This window comes from Rhizobium sp. P1_C7, assembly GCF_056406295.1.
In genome coordinates, this window is sequence record NZ_JBFUAL010000007.1 from 279,889 (window position 1) to 292,167 (window position 12,279).

Here is a 12,279-nt window from a genome sequence, read left to right on the forward strand (position 1 = left end):
TGAGGAGCCCGCCCATGACCAATGCTTCCACTCAGACCTTCTTCAATCGTTCGCTAGCCGATACCGATCCGGAAATCTTCGGCGCGATCGAAAAGGAACTCGGCCGCCAGCGGCATGAGATCGAACTCATTGCATCGGAAAACATCGTTTCACGCGCGGTGCTGGAAGCCCAGGGCTCCATCATGACCAACAAGTATGCCGAAGGGTATCCCGGCAAGCGCTACTATGGCGGCTGCCAGTTCGTCGACATCGCGGAAGAACTCGCAATCGATCGCGCCAAGAAGCTCTTCGGCGTCAACTTCGCCAACGTTCAGCCGAATTCCGGTTCGCAGATGAACCAGGCCGTGTTCTTGGCGCTGCTGCAGCCGGGCGATACCTTCATGGGCCTCGACCTCAATTCGGGCGGCCACCTCACGCACGGCTCTCCGGTCAACATGTCCGGCAAGTGGTTCAACGTCGTCTCCTACGGCGTGCGCGAAGGCGACAACCTGCTCGACATGGACGAAGTCGCCCGTAAGGCCGAAGAAACCAAGCCGAAGCTCATCATCGCCGGCGGCACGGCTTACTCCCGCATCTGGGACTGGAAGCGTTTCCGCGAGATCGCCGATAGCGTCGGCGCCTACCTCATGGTCGACATGGCCCATATCGCCGGCCTCGTTGCCGGTGGTCAGCATCCGTCGCCGTTCCCGCATTGCCATGTTGCCACGACCACGACCCACAAGTCGCTTCGTGGCCCGCGCGGCGGTGTGATCCTGACAAACGAGGAGGATCTGGCGAAGAAGTTCAATTCGGCCGTCTTCCCGGGTCTCCAGGGCGGTCCGCTGATGCACATCATCGCTGCGAAGGCAGTCGCCTTCGGCGAAGCGCTTGAGCCGGAGTTCAAGGACTATGCCGCGCAGATCGTCAAGAACGCCAAGGCGCTCGCGGAAACCCTGCTCGCAGGCGGCCTCGACGTCGTCTCCGGCGGCACCGACAATCATCTGATGCTCGTCGACCTTCGCAAGAAGAACGCGACTGGCAAGCGGGCCGAAGCAGCGCTTGGCCGCGCCTACGTCACCTGCAACAAGAACGGCATCCCGTTCGACCCTGAAAAGCCCTTTGTTACGTCAGGTGTCCGTCTCGGCGCACCGGCCGGCACCACGCGTGGCTTCAAGGAAGCGGAATTCAGGGAAATCGGCACCCTTATCGTCGAGGTTCTCGACGGTCTGAAGGTGGCCAACTCCGACGAAGGCAATGCTGCCGTCGAAGCAGCCGTGCGTGGCAAGGTGATGAACCTCACCGGCCGCTTCCCAATGTACGACTACATCGGCTAAGGATAGCGCATGCGCTGCCCATTTTGCGGATCGGAAGACACACAGGTCAAGGATTCACGCCCGGCGGAGGACAATACGTCCATCCGCCGCAGGCGTATTTGCCCTGATTGCGGGGGCCGCTTCACGACCTTCGAGCGCGTTCAGTTGCGCGAACTGATGGTGTCGAAGAAGACGGGCCGGAAGGTGCCTTTCGACCGCGACAAGCTGGTGCGGTCCTTCGAGATCGCGCTGCGCAAGCGTCCAGTTGACCGGGACCGCATTGAGCGTGCTGTCTCTGGCATCGTCCGGCGGCTGGAAAGCTCCGGCGAGGTGGAGATTAGCTCGGAGCAGATCGGCCTTCAGGTGCTGGAAGCCCTGAAGAGCCTCGATGACGTCGGCTTCGTTCGTTATGCGTCGGTCTATCGCGACTTTTCCCATGCCGAGGATTTCGAGAAAGTCATTTCCGAGATCAATGCCAAGATCGCCCGCGACCCCTCGGACATATAGGCCATGAGCGCTTCGCCAGACGACGCGCGTTTCATGCAGGAGGCGATCCGGTTGGGTCTCCTCCATCTGGGGCAAACATCAACCAACCCCTCTGTCGGCTGCGTCATTGTCCGCAACGGCGAGATCGTCGGCCGCGGCGTGACCGCGATCGGCGGTCGCCCGCACGCCGAGCCGCAGGCCTTGGCCGAAGCCGGCGAGTCGGCACGCGGCGCGACGGCTTATGTGACGCTTGAACCCTGCTCGCATCATGGCAAGACGCCTCCCTGCGCCGAGGCTTTGATTGCCTTTGGTGTTGGCCGCGTCGTTATCAGTGTCACGGATCCGGACCCGCGCGTCTCGGGCAGGGGCATCGCCATGCTTCGCGACGCGGGTATTGAGGTCGATGCCGGCGTCCTGGAAAAAGAGGGCAAGCGTTCTCTAGCTGCCTACCTCACGCGTCAGACGAAGCATCGCCCCTATGTGATTCTCAAACTTGCAGTTTCTGCTGACGGAATGATCGGCAGGAAGGGCGAGGGCCAGATCGCCATCACCGGCGCTGCTGCGCGCGCTGAGGTGCAGATGCTCCGGGCAGAAGCCGATGCGATCCTCGTGGGCATAGGGACGGCGATGGCAGACGATCCGCTGCTGACCGTCCGGTCAAGAGGGCTGGAAGGGCGGTCGCCGATCCGTATCGTCCTCGACGAAAAGCTGTCGCTGCAGCTGAGCAGCAAGCTTGTCGAGACCGCAAGGGACGTCCCGGTCATTGTTGTCGCAGCCGAGCCACCTCACTTCGACAATAGCGAGGACGCTGAATTTCTCGCCCGCCGCGCAGCGCTCGACGCGGCAGGTGTGGAGATCGTTCAATGCAATCCCTATCGTCTGGACGAGCTTCTTCCCGCTCTTGCCTCCCGGGGAATCTCCTCATTGCTTGTCGAGGGTGGAGCGAAAACAGCACGGCTCTTCCTTGATGCCGGCTATGTCGATCGCATCTTGCTCTATCAAGGACCGGGCATCATTGGAGATGGCGGTATTGAAACGCCGCTCGATAAAACCGATATGCCATCGGGTTTCACCCACGTAGGCACCTTCATTGTCGGCGACGACCGCCTGGACGAATATGAAAGAGACGTTTGATGTTTACCGGAATTGTCACTGATGTCGGCACGATCGAATCCGTTTCGCCTTTGAAAGAAGGCATCAAGCTACGTGTGGCCACAAGCTACGATCCAGCGACGATCGACATGGGCGCCTCGATCTCACATTCCGGCATTTGCCTGACGGTGACCGGCCTACCGAGCGCAGGAAGCAACGGCCGCTGGTTCGAAGTTGAAGCATGGGAAGAAGCGTTGCGGCTGACAACGATCGCGACCTGGAAGGAAGGCAGCCGCGTCAATCTGGAGCGCTCGCTGAAGATCGGGGATGAACTGGGCGGCCACATCGTCTCCGGGCACGTGGACGGCAAGGCAGAGATCCTGTCGGTCACGGAAGAGGGGGATGCTACACGCTACCGCCTGCGCGCTCCGGAGCACCTGGCCAAGTTCGTGGCGTCTAAGGGTTCGATTGCGCTTGATGGTACGTCGCTGACGGTCAATGCCGTCGAACACACCGATTTCGACGTGCTGTTGATCCGCCACACGCTTGAAGTGACGACGTGGGGCGCTCGCACGGCCGGAGATTTCGTTAATTTTGAAGTCGATACGATGGCACGCTATGCCGCTAGGTTGGCTGAATTCCCGACCGCGAAAGCAGAATGATCTCGCCATTATAGTTTGATCGCCCCGCCTCCCGGAAGCCAAGCTTTTCGGCGACGCGCAACGAGGCGGCGTTTTCGGGGTCGATGATGCAGGTCATCTGTTTTGACGGAAAGCGCCTTTCTGCCCAGGCGATGAGCGCTTGCAATGCCTCGGTCGCATAGCCGCGGCGCTGGGCGGCCGCAAGTAAAGCCCAGCCGGTCTCCAGAGTTCCCTCAGTCGTGATCGGCTGCATGTCCCGCTTCATTTCGAGGAAGCCCGCTTCCCCGATAAAGCGACCACTCTGCTTTTCTTCGATCGCCAGAAAGCCGAATCCCATATGATGCCACATGCCGGCGACGCGGAGCAGTCGAGCCCATGCCTGTTCACGTGTCGAAGGCGCGCCGCCGATGAAGCGTACGATGTCCTCGTCGCTCCACAGGGCCTGATAGTCTTCGAAGTCGTCGACGGTATGCGGCCTCAGCGTCAGCCGCTCCGTCTCGATGGTAGGAATGATTGTCATGAAATGCCTCATGAAGCTCTACTCTGCGCCAGGTTCGCCGTCCCAATAGTCGAGATTTCCAGCTTCGCGTCCCATGAAACGGAAGCGGCTGGCATCGTCCCGGCTGGTCTTGGCAAGAAACTTTCTGGAATCCGGGTACTCGACGATCTCGGTTTTTGCTTTTGTCGAAATGCCGAGATAGATGAGGGTCGTTGATCCCGTATTGATGATCTGGTGAGCAGTCTCCGGGCCACCAGCCGGTGCCCCGAGCGTGTCGCCCTTCCTTATTGCGTACCGTTCCTGGCCGAAGCGGTACTCGCCGTTTCCGTCGATGATGAAGAACAATTCGTCCTCGACATGGTGATTGTGAAATGGACAGCTGGACTTGCCTGGTGGAACCTCGTTGTAACTGATGCCAAGCCCTGTGAGGCCGATCAGCGAGCCGAACGACACGTCGCTGCTTTCGTACAGCTTTCCCTGCACCGAATGATCGAGCTTCAGATCGGCAATATTGAGAACTGGGGACTCTTTGCCAGACATCGCTACCTCCTGCTGAAACCGCAGGAGGCCCTATCCGGACGAAAAAGACAACCCGGCAGCCCAAACTCTGACATAGTCGTTTTGGAGGACGCGCGGTCGTGAGGCGGCGGCATTTCCAGTTTGACCAAACAAGCATATGGTCAGCACTTCAGTCGCGCGGGGGCATTATCCGGTGTGATTTTCCGAGTTTGCACTTCAGCCATGAGCCGAATTTGCTTGCCATTCGACCAAAGGCATGTTTTGACCGCGGCCTGCCGCGTGGCAGTCCTCTAAGAAATGAAGGTGAAGCATGGCGCGAGAAACCGCTCCCCATATTCTGATCGTCGAAGCTCGCTTCTACGACGACATGGCTGATGCCCTTCTCGAAGGTGCGACCTTTGCCTTGAAGGAAGCTGGAGCGACTTACGATGTCGTGACCGTTCCTGGCGCCCTTGAAATTCCGGCGGCAATTGCCATGGCGCTCGACGGAGCGGATAATGACGGCACGACCTACGATGGCTATGTCGCTCTTGGCATGGTGATCCGCGGGGAGACCTATCATTTCGACATCGTGTCGAATGAATCCTCGCGCGCATTGATGGATCTCGCAGTCAGCGAATCTCTTGCCATCGGTAACGGCATTTTGACTGTCGAAAACGACGAACAGGCTTGGGCGCGCGTACGCCGCTTGGACAAGGATAAGGGTGGATTTGCCGCCCGCGCAGCTCTCACGATGATCGAGCTGAAGAAGAAACTGGGTGCATAGCGAATGAACAACGAAAACACGGAGCGTCCGGTCAAGACAGCGAACCAGCGTGGCGCGGCGCGCCTTGCTGCAGTTCAGGCGCTCTATCAGATGGATATCGGCGGGACGGGCGTACTTGAGATCGTCGCCGAGTATGAAGCGCACCGCCTCGGACAGGAAATCGACGGCGAGACCTACCTGAAAGCCGATGCCTCGTGGTTCCGGTCGATCGTGTCGGGCGTCGTGCGGGAACAAACGCGCCTCGATCCTCTGATTGCCTCGGCGCTGCAGGACGATTGGGCGTTGTCGCGTCTTGACAGTACTGTTCGTGCCATCCTGCGCGCCGGCGTCTTCGAGCTTATTGAGCGCAAGGACGTCCCGGTCGCGGTCATAGTCACGGAATACGTCGAGATCGCACAGGCCTTCTTCAGCGACGACGAGCCAAAGCTCGTGAACGCGGTTCTTGACCGCATTGCGAAGCAGGTTCGCGGCGAAGCCAAGAAGTAGCATGTTGCGCGCGGTCGGCTGACCGCTCCTCATTTGAGCCGTTCCTCCTTTCCCGTTGCTCCGTAAGGGTTTTCAGCCTTTGCGGGCTTGACGTCCTGTTTTCCTCCACGCAATCTCCGCCCGACGTTGCGCATTTCTGAGGGAGGAAATCGAGTCGACGTGTTCGAAGCCGGAGAGGGAGTGAGCTCCGGCTCTTTTGGAGGAAAGAGCGAAATGACCATTCTTTTATGCGTAATTGCATGCGGTCTGCTCTCGGTGGTCTACGCCATCTGGGCAACCCGGTCGGTGCTGGCCGCCGATCAGGGAAATAGCCGCATGCAGGAAATTGCGGGCTATATCCGCGAAGGCGCGCAGGCCTATCTGACGCGTCAGTACAAGACTATTGCCATCGTTGGTATCGTTGTTTTCGTTGCAGCCTGGCTGCTACTCTCCGGCACCGCTGCAATCGGCTTTCTAATTGGCGCGGTTCTGTCCGGCGCTGCCGGCTTTATCGGCATGCATGTCTCCGTCCGTGCCAATGTCCGCACAGCTCAGGCTTCATCGCAAAGCCTTTCCGCCGGGCTCGAAATTGCGTTTAAGTCCGGCGCGATCACCGGCATGCTGGTGGCCGGTTTGGCTCTTCTGGGCGTGTCCATCTACTATTATGTGTTGACCGTCGTCCTCGGCCATGAAGCCGGGTCCCGTGAGGTCATCGATTCATTGGTTGCGCTTGGCTTTGGTGCGTCCCTGATATCGATCTTCGCCCGTCTCGGCGGCGGCATCTTCACCAAGGGTGCGGACGTCGGCGGCGACCTCGTCGGCAAGGTCGAAGCGGGCATTCCCGAAGACGACCCGCGCAATCCTGCGACCATCGCCGACAACGTTGGCGACAATGTCGGCGATTGCGCCGGCATGGCTGCCGACCTTTTCGAAACCTATGCGGTCTCCGTGGTCGCGACGATGGTTCTCGCATCAATCTTCTTTGCAGGGACACCGGTCCTGCAATCGGCGATGCTCTACCCGCTGGCCATCTGCGGCGCCTGCATCATCACCTCGATCATCGGCACCTTCTTCGTCAAGCTCGGCAGCAACGGGTCGATCATGGGTGCGCTCTACAAGGGCCTCATCGTGACCGGCCTTCTGTCGATTGTCGGTTTGGGCGCGGCGACGTCGCTGACGATCGGCTGGGGCTCGATAGGCTCCGTCGGCGGTGCGGATATCACCGGTTCGAACCTCTTCATGTGCGGACTAGTGGGTCTCATTGTCACTGCACTGATCGTGGTCATCACCGAATACTATACCGGCACGAACAAGCGGCCCGTTAATTCGATTGCCCAGGCGTCGGTCACCGGCCACGGCACGAACGTCATCCAGGGCCTCGCGGTTTCGCTGGAATCGACAGCATTGCCTGCCATTGTCATCGTCGGTGGCATTCTTTCCACCTACCAGCTTGGCGGTCTGTTCGGTACCGGTATTGCGGTGACCGCAATGCTTGGGATCGCCGGCATGATCGTCGCGCTCGATGCTTTCGGTCCAGTGACGGACAATGCGGGGGGCATTGCCGAGATGGCGCATCTTCCGCCGGAGGTGCGCAAGTCGACGGACGCGCTCGATGCTGTCGGCAATACCACAAAGGCTGTCACCAAGGGGTATGCGATCGGCTCCGCTGGCCTCGGCGCCCTCGTGCTCTTTGCCGCCTATTCTTACGACCTCAAGTATTTCGCAGCGAATGGCGACAAGTATCCGTACTTCGCGGATGTTGGTCCGATCTCATTCGATCTTTCCAATCCTTATGTCGTTGCCGGTCTGCTGTTCGGCGGTCTGATTCCGTACCTGTTCGGGGGCATCGCTATGACCGCCGTCGGCCGTGCAGCCGGTGCGATCGTTGAGGAGGTTCGTCGCCAGTTCAAGGAAAAGCCAGGCATAATGCAGGGTACGGAAAAGCCGGACTACGGCAGGGCCGTAGACCTGCTGACGAAAGCGGCGATTCGCGAGATGATCATCCCGTCGCTTCTGCCGGTCCTGGCGCCAATCGTTGTCTACTTCGGCGTTCTGCTCATATCAGGCTCGAAGGCTTCCGCCTTTGCAGCTCTGGGTGCATCGCTTCTCGGAGTCATCATCAACGGTCTGTTCGTCGCGATTTCCATGACATCGGGTGGCGGCGCATGGGACAATGCCAAGAAGTCCTTCGAAGATGGATTCGTCGACAAGGATGGCGTTCGTCACATGAAAGGTTCCGAAGCGCACAAGGCTTCGGTGACGGGCGATACCGTCGGCGATCCATATAAGGATACGGCCGGCCCCGCCGTCAACCCGGCTATCAAGATCACCAACATCGTCGCGCTGCTGCTGCTCGCAGTTCTGGCCTGATCATCTCAAACAGACAACGAAAAACCCGCCAGAGTGATCTGGCGGGTTTTTCTGTGGATATGGAAGCTCTTCTTATCGCAGGCTGGCAGGGTTCTGCGGCGAAGCCTGCGAACTGCCTCCGAAAAGGCCCTTTGCCATGTTCGCGGCGCCGCCGCCGGAAAGCAGCTGCTGGAGGAAGGTGAAGTCCTTCCCGCCTGTCGGCGTCACGCGGTTGATCGTGTCGAAGACCTTGCCATCCTTGAGCGTGTAGTTGGCGCGGCGCGTCACGATGCCGTCCTTGTCGAAATAGATCGCAAGAACGCTTTGATCGACCACCTTCAGTTTCAGGAAGGCTGCGGAGCGCTCGCGCCGCTGCGATATGTAATAGAAGACTTCACCGTCGAAGGTTGCCGTGGTGGACGGAGTGCCCAGCGAAAGCAGAACCTGCTCGCGGCTCGATCCTTCGGGAACGAGGTTCAGGGACTGCTCGTCGGCGACGTAGCCGCCATTCAGAACTGTACCTGTTTGGCAGCCGGTCAATCCGGCGGAGGCAATGATGATGGCAATGGCGGCATTGCTGAGGAATTTCTTGTCAGACTTGAAATACCGTTTCTTCAACGACATCTACTCCCTTAAGGTATCGATAGCAGCCATTGGCCATGCAAATATCGCTGATGCAAAACCTTTGTGGCCTTTCCGGGGTCGGATCGTAGCCACCCTCCTCAACACGCTCAGATCAGCGGGCTGTCCCGAAAGCGGCCACCTTCGGCATTGCAATTCGCGCCTGCTTCGGTAAACCAGCTTTCGAAATCATGCAACAAGGCCCGACGCAGCTTGGCGCGAAGAATAAGGCCTTTCCGGAAAAAACAATGATCTTCGGGCTCTTTGGCAAGAAAAACAACAATCAAGCAATCGTCGACCGGCAATATCAGGCGTTGACGTCTGCCGCGCGCATGCCTGATTTCTATGAGCGACTGAACGTGCCGGATACTGTCATGGGACGGTTCGAGATGCTGTCGGTCGTGATGATCCTGTTCTTCCGCCGTACTCGCGCCTCCGAGACGAGCGGGCAAGAGATCGCACAGGAGATCGTCGATGCGTTCTTCGAGGATATTGATTACTCGATCCGCGAACTTGGCGTAGGCGACAACAGCGTTCCCAAGCGGATGAAGAAGCTCGCCGGCATGTTCTATGGCCGGCTGGAGGCTTATTCAAAAGCGATGGATACATCCGATCCCTCAGCCCTGGCGCAGGCTCTGAGCCGGAATGTTCACCCCAAAGCGGTCGATCCCATCGAGATGGCAGGGCTGGCGGACTGGATGTTTGCCGCGGAAGCCTATCTTTCGGCTCAATCGGAAGACGTCGTTGCGACAGGGACGGCGGTGCTTCCGAAAGTTGCGTGAGGAGATCACAATGAAGAATTCAACAGATGGCGTACCTTTCTCCTATCTGGTCAAGGTGGGCCACATCTCCGCCAATCCGGTTGAGGTGCATCTCGAAGCCGACAAGAGGGAGCTTCGAGCGCTCGCGGAAACCTGGAATGTCCTGTCCGTGGACGACTTCCGGGCCGAACTGCAGATCGCCCGATGGAAGCGCGACGGCATCCGTGTGAAGGGCAGGGTGCAGGCCAAGCTGGTTCAGGCTTGCGTGGTCACCCTAGAGCCTGTCCCGTCTGCGATCGACGAAACGTTCGAGCAGATTTTCGTGCCGGAAAATTCCAAGCTCGCCCGTCGACCCGCCAATGATGCCGGCGAAATGGTGCTCGATCCCGATGGTCCGGATCTGCCGGAGAGTTTTTCCGGCGACACGATCGATGCCGGCGAAGTCGTCACGGAATTCGCTGCCCTGGCGATTGACCCCTATCCCCGCAAGGACGGCATAGAGTTTGGAAGTCATATTGAAGACACCGGCGAAAACGACAAGAAGCCATCCGCCTTCGCAGTATTGAAGGACTGGAAAAAGGACTGAATGCCGTTGGTTGTTTGACACAATTCAGTTGTAAGCGACGGGAAAACCGGTATTTTGGCCGAAATTTCACCCCTTGAGGGTGAAAAACAAGGATCAGGGACGCGTGATCAGAATCTCTCTCGACCTCATGGGTGGCGACTTTGGTCCCCAGGTTGTCATCCCCGGTGCTGCCAAGGCGCTGGAACGGCATCCGAATATGTTTTTCGTGATGTACGGATTGAAGGAACAGTGCGAGCCGATTCTCAACAGGTTTCCGAAGCTTAAAGAGAAGTCCGTTTTCCATGACTGCGAACTGGCCGTTCGCATGGACGAGAGGCCCAGCCAGGCGCTCCGTCGTGGCCGCTACGTCTCCACCATGTGGCGTTCGATCGAGGCCGTTAAGACCAAGGAAGCGGATGTTGCCGTTTCGGCTGGCAATACCGGCGCCTTGATGGCGATGGCCAAGTTCTGTTTGCGCACGATGGCCAACATCGAGCGCCCTGCGATCGCAGCAATCTGGCCGACGCTGAAAGGCGAGAGCATCGTGCTCGACGTCGGCGCGACAATCGGCGCGGATTCCCAGCAGCTGATGGATTTCGCGCTCATGGGCGGTGCCATGGCGCGCGCGCTTTTCGACGTTGAGCGCCCGACAATCGGTCTCCTCAACGTCGGTGTCGAAGAAATCAAGGGTCAGGAAGAGGTCAAGGAGGCCGGTCGCCTGCTTCGTGAAGCCAACCTCGACTCGCTGGAGTATTTCGGCTTTGTGGAGGGCAACGACCTTGGCAAGGGGACCGTCGATGTCGTCGTGACCGAGGGCTTCTCCGGAAACATCGCACTCAAGACAGCGGAAGGCACGGCGCGCCAGATCGGCGAGTACCTCCGTGCGGCCATGTCGCGCACGCTGCTTGCCAAGATCGGCTATATCCTGGCCAAGAGCGCCTTTGACATGTTGCGTGAGAAGATGGACCCGAGCAGGGTTAACGGTGGCGTGTTCCTCGGCCTGAACGGCGTTGTTATCAAGAGCCACGGTGGTGCCAACGCCGAAGGCATCGCGGCCGCTATCGAAGTCGGATACGACATGGCCAAGAACGGCCTCAATCAGAAAATAGAAAACGATTTGCAAAAATATCATGCCAAGCGGCTGCCCACGATCGGGCCGGAAGCGGCATGAGCGACAGGGTTTAGTGAAAATGATCCGTTCAGTGGTTCGCGGGTTCGGAGCCGCGCTTCCGAAGCGCGTTATGACCAATCGCGATATGGAAGACGTTGTGGACACCTCCGATGAGTGGATTGTCCAGCGCACAGGCATTCGCCAGCGCTACGTTGCAGGTGACGATGAGACGACCTCCTCGCTCGGCGAGGCAGCAGCGCGCGCAGCGCTCGAGAATGCCGGCCTGACCGCCGCCGACATCGATATGATCGTCTGCGCCACGTCGACCCCGGACAACACCTTCCCGGCAACCGCGGTGAATATCCAGAACCGTCTTGGCATGAGCCATGGCTTCGCCTTTGACGTGCAGGCGGTCTGCAGTGGGTTTGTTTATGCTGTCACGACGGCCGATGCCTACATCCGTGGCGGGTTGGCCACGCGCGTTCTGGTCATCGGTGCGGAGACTTTTTCACGCATTCTCGATTGGAACGACCGCACAACCTGCGTGCTCTTCGGCGACGGCGCCGGCGCGATCGTGCTTGAGGCGTCGCAAGGCGAGGGCGTTACGACTGATCGCGGCGTGCTGACCGCGCACCTTCGTTCAGATGGCTCGCACAAAGAGAAGCTCTATGTCGATGGCGGGCCCTCGACGACGGGCACGGTCGGCAAGTTGCGCATGGAGGGCCGCGAAGTCTTCAAGTATGCGGTGGGCATGATCACCGACGTCATTCAGGCGGCTTTCGATTCCACAGGCACGACCGCTGACGATCTGGATTGGCTCGTGCCACATCAGGCGAACCGCCGCATCATCGACGGCTCGGCGAAGAAGCTGCACATTGCCCCCGAAAAGGTCGTTGTCACTGTCGATCTGCACGGCAACACGTCAGCCGCGTCTATTCCGCTTGCGCTTGCAACGGCGGCGGGTGACGGTCGCATCAAGCGGGGCGATCTCGTCATGCTGGAGGCGATGGGCGGTGGCTTCACTTGGGGCGCCGTGCTTCTGCGCTGGTAGCCGTCTAAAATCGAAAAAACTGACAACGAACAAGAGCTTGACCGTAAGGCGCAAGACAAAT

General features: G+C 59.1%; 14 protein-coding genes. 11 read left to right on the top strand and 3 right to left on the bottom strand.

The window, feature by feature from the left end:
* Nucleotides 1-14 precede the first annotated feature (14 nt).
* From glyA to AC1D2R_RS13850, 4 genes are read left to right on the top strand one after another with little or no spacing between them, the layout of a single operon-like run.
* Complete coding sequence (gene glyA, locus AC1D2R_RS13835; RefSeq protein WP_477967838.1) at nucleotides 15-1,313, top strand: serine hydroxymethyltransferase; 1,299 nt, start codon at nucleotides 15-17, stop codon at nucleotides 1,311-1,313.
* A gap of 9 nt (nucleotides 1,314-1,322) precedes the next feature.
* The gene (gene nrdR, locus AC1D2R_RS13840) at nucleotides 1,323-1,799 is read left to right on the top strand and encodes a transcriptional regulator NrdR (RefSeq protein ID WP_477967839.1); all 477 of its coding nucleotides are present in this window, start codon (nucleotides 1,323-1,325) and stop codon (nucleotides 1,797-1,799) included.
* A gap of 3 nt (nucleotides 1,800-1,802) precedes the next feature.
* Nucleotides 1,803-2,912, top strand: a complete 1,110-nt coding sequence (ribD, locus tag AC1D2R_RS13845) for a bifunctional diaminohydroxyphosphoribosylaminopyrimidine deaminase/5-amino-6-(5-phosphoribosylamino)uracil reductase RibD (RefSeq protein WP_477967840.1) — start codon at nucleotides 1,803-1,805, stop codon at nucleotides 2,910-2,912.
* Nucleotides 2,912-3,532, top strand: a complete 621-nt coding sequence (locus AC1D2R_RS13850; protein ID WP_477967841.1) for a riboflavin synthase — start codon at nucleotides 2,912-2,914, stop codon at nucleotides 3,530-3,532. Before ribD ends, AC1D2R_RS13850 begins: the two co-directional genes overlap by 1 nt.
* Here the strand turns inward: AC1D2R_RS13850 and AC1D2R_RS13855 are convergent.
* Together AC1D2R_RS13855 and AC1D2R_RS13860 are read right to left on the bottom strand one after the other, a co-directional pair.
* The gene (locus AC1D2R_RS13855; RefSeq protein ID WP_477967842.1) at nucleotides 3,495-4,031 is read right to left on the bottom strand and encodes a GNAT family N-acetyltransferase; all 537 of its coding nucleotides are present in this window, start codon (nucleotides 4,029-4,031) and stop codon (nucleotides 3,495-3,497) included. The two genes, AC1D2R_RS13850 and AC1D2R_RS13855, sit on opposite strands and share 38 nt — an antisense overlap.
* An 18-nt stretch (nucleotides 4,032-4,049) precedes the next feature.
* Nucleotides 4,050-4,550: a cupin domain-containing protein gene (locus AC1D2R_RS13860; protein ID WP_477967843.1), complete on the bottom strand. Its 501-nt coding sequence runs from the start codon at nucleotides 4,548-4,550 to the stop codon at nucleotides 4,050-4,052.
* A 289-nt stretch (nucleotides 4,551-4,839) separates the two neighbouring features.
* Here AC1D2R_RS13860 and ribH point away from each other — a divergent pair, with 289 nt between their 5' ends.
* From ribH to AC1D2R_RS13875, 3 genes are all read left to right on the top strand, one after another.
* Nucleotides 4,840-5,295 carry a 6,7-dimethyl-8-ribityllumazine synthase gene (gene ribH / locus AC1D2R_RS13865; RefSeq protein WP_477967844.1) on the top strand — a complete coding sequence of 152 codons (456 nt, stop codon included), beginning with the start codon at nucleotides 4,840-4,842 and terminating at the stop codon, nucleotides 5,293-5,295.
* Nucleotides 5,296-5,298: 3 nt separating this feature from the next.
* Nucleotides 5,299-5,781 (top strand): transcription antitermination factor NusB, encoded by a 483-nt coding sequence (nusB, locus tag AC1D2R_RS13870; protein ID WP_477967845.1) that lies wholly within the window; start codon nucleotides 5,299-5,301, stop codon nucleotides 5,779-5,781.
* Nucleotides 5,782-5,994: 213 nt separating this feature from the next.
* Entirely contained in the window at nucleotides 5,995-8,130 is a 2,136-nt protein-coding gene (locus tag AC1D2R_RS13875) for a sodium-translocating pyrophosphatase (protein ID WP_477967846.1), read from the top strand.
* Between the two features lie 72 nt (nucleotides 8,131-8,202).
* Here the strand turns inward: AC1D2R_RS13875 and AC1D2R_RS13880 are convergent, their stop codons facing one another.
* On the bottom strand, nucleotides 8,203-8,733 hold the full coding sequence (locus AC1D2R_RS13880; RefSeq protein WP_477967847.1) for an outer membrane protein assembly factor BamE: 531 nt from the start codon (nucleotides 8,731-8,733) through the stop codon (nucleotides 8,203-8,205).
* 188 nt (nucleotides 8,734-8,921) lie between these two features.
* On the opposite strand from AC1D2R_RS13880, the gene AC1D2R_RS13885 reads away from it, so the two are divergent.
* From AC1D2R_RS13885 to AC1D2R_RS13900, 4 genes are all read left to right on the top strand, one after another.
* Nucleotides 8,922-9,512, top strand: a complete 591-nt coding sequence (locus AC1D2R_RS13885; protein WP_477967848.1) for a ubiquinol-cytochrome C chaperone family protein — start codon at nucleotides 8,922-8,924, stop codon at nucleotides 9,510-9,512.
* Nucleotides 9,513-9,522: 10 nt separating this feature from the next.
* A complete protein-coding gene (locus AC1D2R_RS13890) occupies nucleotides 9,523-10,077 on the top strand; it encodes a YceD family protein (RefSeq protein WP_477967849.1) in 555 nt (184 codons plus the stop codon).
* Nucleotides 10,078-10,180: 103 nt separating this feature from the next.
* On the top strand, nucleotides 10,181-11,227 hold the full coding sequence (plsX, locus tag AC1D2R_RS13895) for a phosphate acyltransferase PlsX (RefSeq protein WP_477967850.1): 1,047 nt from the start codon (nucleotides 10,181-10,183) through the stop codon (nucleotides 11,225-11,227).
* Between the two features lie 19 nt (nucleotides 11,228-11,246).
* Nucleotides 11,247-12,218, top strand: coding sequence for a beta-ketoacyl-ACP synthase III (locus tag AC1D2R_RS13900; RefSeq protein ID WP_477967851.1), 972 nt, complete (start codon nucleotides 11,247-11,249; stop codon nucleotides 12,216-12,218).
* The last annotated feature ends 61 nt before the right edge of the window (nucleotides 12,219-12,279 follow it).

Coding starts and splice junctions, on each gene's coding strand:
- glyA (WP_477967838.1), top strand. CDS start 15: ATGACCAATGCTTCCACTCAGACCTTCTTCAATCGTTCGCTAGCCGAT.
- nrdR (WP_477967839.1), top strand. CDS start 1,323: ATGCGCTGCCCATTTTGCGGATCGGAAGACACACAGGTCAAGGATTCA.
- ribD (WP_477967840.1), top strand. CDS start 1,803: ATGAGCGCTTCGCCAGACGACGCGCGTTTCATGCAGGAGGCGATCCGG.
- AC1D2R_RS13850 (WP_477967841.1), top strand. CDS start 2,912: ATGTTTACCGGAATTGTCACTGATGTCGGCACGATCGAATCCGTTTCG.
- AC1D2R_RS13855 (WP_477967842.1), bottom strand. CDS start 4,031: ATGACAATCATTCCTACCATCGAGACGGAGCGGCTGACGCTGAGGCCG.
- AC1D2R_RS13860 (WP_477967843.1), bottom strand. CDS start 4,550: ATGTCTGGCAAAGAGTCCCCAGTTCTCAATATTGCCGATCTGAAGCTC.
- ribH (WP_477967844.1), top strand. CDS start 4,840: ATGGCGCGAGAAACCGCTCCCCATATTCTGATCGTCGAAGCTCGCTTC.
- nusB (WP_477967845.1), top strand. CDS start 5,299: ATGAACAACGAAAACACGGAGCGTCCGGTCAAGACAGCGAACCAGCGT.
- AC1D2R_RS13875 (WP_477967846.1), top strand. CDS start 5,995: ATGACCATTCTTTTATGCGTAATTGCATGCGGTCTGCTCTCGGTGGTC.
- AC1D2R_RS13880 (WP_477967847.1), bottom strand. CDS start 8,733: ATGTCGTTGAAGAAACGGTATTTCAAGTCTGACAAGAAATTCCTCAGC.
- AC1D2R_RS13885 (WP_477967848.1), top strand. CDS start 8,922: ATGCAACAAGGCCCGACGCAGCTTGGCGCGAAGAATAAGGCCTTTCCG.
- AC1D2R_RS13890 (WP_477967849.1), top strand. CDS start 9,523: ATGAAGAATTCAACAGATGGCGTACCTTTCTCCTATCTGGTCAAGGTG.
- AC1D2R_RS13900 (WP_477967851.1), top strand. CDS start 11,247: ATGATCCGTTCAGTGGTTCGCGGGTTCGGAGCCGCGCTTCCGAAGCGC.